Source organism: Tabrizicola caldifontis (assembly GCF_004762095.1).
Classification (GTDB): Bacteria; Pseudomonadota; Alphaproteobacteria; order Rhodobacterales; family Rhodobacteraceae; genus Tabrizicola; species Tabrizicola caldifontis.
Genome location: NZ_SIJH01000041.1, coordinates 1 through 3921 on the forward strand (window position 1 = coordinate 1; position 3921 = coordinate 3921).

Consider the following 3921-nt stretch of genomic DNA (forward strand, 5'->3'; position numbering starts at 1 on the left):
GCAGGTCTGGGACCTGGCGCAGCGCCTTGGCGGGCAGATGCGCGTCATCCCCGGCGCGGTCATCGGTTGGGACATGGGCGTGGCACTGGCGCTGGGGAACACCCTCGGCATCTCCGCACCCGCCATGGCCGAACTGCTGCCCGCCCTCGAGGCGGTGATGGTCCGCCGCGTCAACGAGCAGATCGCGGCGAACAGCGATTGACCTCATTCCACCCGGAGCCCCGATCCCATGGCCGAGAAACGCGTCTCCGTCCGGCTTGCCGCCGTGGGCGGCCGCCAGGTGCGCGCCGAACTGGAAGGCATCGGGGAGGCAGGTTCGCGCGGCTTCGGCCGCCTGTCCACCGAGATGGAACTGGCAAACACGCGTCTCGCGAGCTTCGCGCGCCGGGCCGGGATCGCTCTGGCGGCTGTCGCTGCGGCTGCGGCTGCGGCCGGGGTGGCGATGGTGCGCTCGGGCCTCGCGAACATCGACGCGCAGGCCAAGCTCGCGCAGTCGATGCGGACGACGGTCGAGAGCATCCAGACCCTGGCTCAAGCCGGGGAGCTTGCGGGCGTCTCGATGGGCGAGATCGAGCAGGCGACGAAGAAGCTGACCACGCGCCTGTCGGAGGCCGCCAGCGGTTCGGGCGCGGCCGTCGGCGCGCTCCGGCGGCTGAACCTGACGGCGGCGGAACTGCAGGCGCTGCCGCTCGACCAGCGCATCGTCGCGATCCAGGATGCTCTGACCCGCTATGTGCCCGAGGCCGAGCGGGCGGCCGTAGCCTCGGACCTCTTCGGCGACCGGGCGGCACTGGCCTTCCTGCGGATCGACAGCGCCACCCTGCGCGATGCCGCCCGCGACGTGCAGGACTTCGGCGTGGCGGTCAGCGCGGCGGATGCGGCGCAGATCGAGCGCACGGGCGACGCCATCGCGCGGCTCAGCCTGATCTGGACCGGCCTCGTGAACCGCCTGACCGTGGCCGTCGCCCCGGCGCTGGAGACCATCGCGACGAAGCTCGCCGACATGGCACGCGCGACCGGCCCCATCGGGCAGGCGATCACGGCGCTCTTCGACAACCTCGGGCGGATGGCGACCTATGCCGCAACCTTCGCGGCTTTCCTAGCGGGCCGATGGGTGGCTGGCATGGCCGCCGCCGCTCTCTCCGTCCGGGGCCTTGCCACCGCTCTGGTGTTCCTGCGCGGCGCGCTCATTCGCACCGGGATCGGGGCGCTGATCGTCGGCGCGGGCGAGCTGGTCTATCAGTTCTCGCAGCTGGTGGTCCGGGTCGGCGGCGTGGGCGAGGCGTTCCGGCTGCTGGGCGATCTGGCCCGCGAAGTCTGGTCGCGCATCGGTCTGTCGCTGGATGCGGCCCTCGCGCGCATGGCCGCCGGATGGGAGGGCCTGAAGGCGGCCGGCCTTTCGGCCCTCGAGGGCACCATCGCAGGCGTCGTCAGCTTCGGCGACCGGACAACGGCGATCTTCCAGGGCGACTATGACGCCGCGGTGGCGATCTGGGGCAGCCTGCCCGGGGCCATCGGCGACTTCGCCTTCCAGGCCGCGAACGGGCTGATCTCCGGCGTCGAGGCGATGCTGAACGGTGTCGTCACCCGCATCAACAGCTTCATCAAGACCCTGAACGCGGCTCTCGCGCTGCTGCCCGAATGGGCCACCGGCGAAGGTGGCGTGCGGATCGGCATTCTCGACCCGGTGGAACTCGGCCGCATCGGCAACCCGTTCGAGGGTGCTGCGACAGCGGCGGGAGCTGCGGCGGCGGATGCTTTCTCCGCAGCGCTGGCACGCACCTACCTCGAACCGCCCGATCTCGGGCTCGAAGCCATGGCCGACGACGCCCGCACCCGTGCCGACGGCTATCGCGAAGCGGCAGGCATGCTCGCCGACGCCGCCGGTCGGCCGCTGGCCAGCTGGCAGGCGCTGAAGGATGCGGTGAGCGGCACGGGAACCGACGCCGAGACCGCTCTGGCGGATGCGGCTGGCGCGGCCGGGTCGCTTGGCGACGAACTGGACGAGACCGGCGGGGCGGCAGGTCGCGCCGGTGCGGCCGGGCGGCAGGCTGGGTCCGACACCGCCGCAGGAGCCGAGCAGGCTCTGACCGGCTGGCAGGCCGTCACGGCAGCCCTCGCCGACTATGCCGCCAAGGCGCGCGACATCGGCGGGGATATCGGCAGCGCGCTGGTCGGGGCCTTCACCTCGGCCGAGAATGCCGTTGGCGAGTTCGTCAAGACTGGCAAGCTCGACTTCCGCGATCTGGTAGCCTCGATGATCGCCGATCTGGCGAAGCTGGCGGCCCGCCGCTTCATCCTCGGCCCCATCGCGAACGCCCTTTCCGGCGCGCTGGGCGGGGCGGGTGGGATTTTCGCGAACATCCTGCATGCGGGCGGCATGGTCGGCGCCCCTGGTCCCGGCCGGATGGTCCCGGCCCTCGCCTTTGCCGGTGCGCCGCGCATGCATTCCGGAGGGACCGTGGCCCCAGTGGGGCCGCGTAAGCCTGGAGGAAGCGGCTGGGCCGGGCTTCGGCCCGACGAGGTCCCCGCGATCCTGCAGCGTGGGGAGCGGGTTCTCTCCCGGCGCGAAGCTGCAGGGTACGGCCAGGCGGGCGCGTCCACCGTCAATGTCACGATCAACGCCCGCGACGCGGAAAGCTTCCGTCAGTCGCGAACGCAGGTCGCCAGCGACATCGCCCGCGCCGTGTCGCTGGGTCGAAGGGGGATGTGATGGCTTTCCACGAGGTCCGCTTTCCGGACAACATCAGCCGGGGCGCGCGCGGCGGCCCCGAACGCCGCACGCAGATCGTCGAACTGGCGAGCGGTGCCGAGGAGCGCAACGCAAGCTGGGCCAACTCGCGCCGCCGCTATGATGTCGCCTACGGCATCCGCCGCGCCGACGATCTGACGGCGGTCGTCGCTTTCTTCGAGGCGCGGAACGGCCGCCTGCATGGCTTCCGCTTCAAGGACTGGGCGGACTTCAAATCCTGCCTGCCATCGCAGACGCCAGGCCCGACCAACCAGCCCATCGGGACAGGGAACGGTTCGGCAACCCTGTTCCAGCTCAGCAAACGCTACACCTCGGGCGCGCAGTCCTGGACGCGGGCCATCACCAAGCCCGTCGCGGGAACCATCACCATCGCGCTGAACGGCACACCGCAGGCCTTCGGCTGGTCGGTCGCCGCCGCGACCGGCCTTGTGACCTTCACCACGGCCCCCGCCGCTGGCGTCGCGATCACCGCGGGCTTCGAGTTCGACGTCCCCGTCCGCTTCGACAGCGACGCCCTCGACGTCACCCTCGACCTCGAACGTCTCGGGTCCATCACCTCGATCCCGCTGCTGGAGATCCGCGCATGAACGACGAGACCGGATTTCTGGCGGCGGTGCTGCGCGAACTTGCGGCCTCGACGGCGGTCATCCTCGCCGCCTGGGGCGCGCTCGGCGGGGCCACCAACGCTCTGACCACAAGGATGCGTCTGCGCGACGCGCTCCGGCACATCCTGCTCGGCGGGCTGATCGCGGCCGGGATGGGCAGCTTCTCGATGGCCCTCGTCACCGCCTGGCTCGCCCTGCCGCCGCAGGCGATCCCCGCGGGCGGGGCGGCAGGTTCGGCCGCCTATCTCGTGGGTGTGTTCGGCCCCGCCTTCATCGAACTCGTCCTCGCCCGGCTGCGCGGCGCGAAGGGAGGGGCCGACGATGAATGACCTTCTCCGCCGCGCGCGCGCCCTTCGCTGCGACCCGGGCGATCCCGGTCAGGCCTTCCGCCACCGCTTGGGCGTGGGCATCGCCGTCGCGGTGCTGATCTTCGTCCTCTCGCTCCTCAGGTAATCCAATGCACATGACAGACCGGGGCCTCTTGGCCCTCGTCCGGCACGAGGGAATCGTGCCCGGACCCTATCTCGACGTGAAGGACGTCTGGACTTTCGGCATCGGCCACAC

5 protein-coding genes are annotated in these 3921 nt (G+C 71.2%); all 5 read left to right on the forward strand.

From position 1 onward, the window contains the following. On the forward strand, positions 1-202 hold a 202-nt coding region (locus EYB42_RS17120; protein WP_135451282.1), incomplete at its 5' end, for a DUF7697 family protein. A 27-nt stretch (positions 203-229) separates the two neighbouring features. Further along, positions 230-2713 (forward strand): phage tail tape measure C-terminal domain-containing protein, encoded by a 2484-nt coding sequence (locus EYB42_RS17125; RefSeq protein WP_135451283.1) that lies wholly within the window; start codon positions 230-232, stop codon positions 2711-2713. Further along, positions 2713-3339 carry a DUF2460 domain-containing protein gene (locus EYB42_RS17130; protein ID WP_135451284.1) on the forward strand — a complete coding sequence of 209 codons (627 nt, stop codon included), beginning with the start codon at positions 2713-2715 and terminating at the stop codon, positions 3337-3339. Before EYB42_RS17125 ends, EYB42_RS17130 begins: the two co-directional genes overlap by 1 nt. Beyond that, the gene (locus EYB42_RS17135) at positions 3336-3686 is read left to right on the forward strand and encodes a hypothetical protein (RefSeq protein ID WP_135451285.1); all 351 of its coding nucleotides are present in this window, start codon (positions 3336-3338) and stop codon (positions 3684-3686) included. Before EYB42_RS17130 ends, EYB42_RS17135 begins: the two co-directional genes overlap by 4 nt. Beyond that, positions 3679-3810, forward strand: coding sequence for a hypothetical protein (locus EYB42_RS17755; RefSeq protein ID WP_276605864.1), 132 nt, complete (start codon positions 3679-3681; stop codon positions 3808-3810). Before EYB42_RS17135 ends, EYB42_RS17755 begins: the two co-directional genes overlap by 8 nt. The last annotated feature ends 111 nt before the right edge of the window (positions 3811-3921 follow it).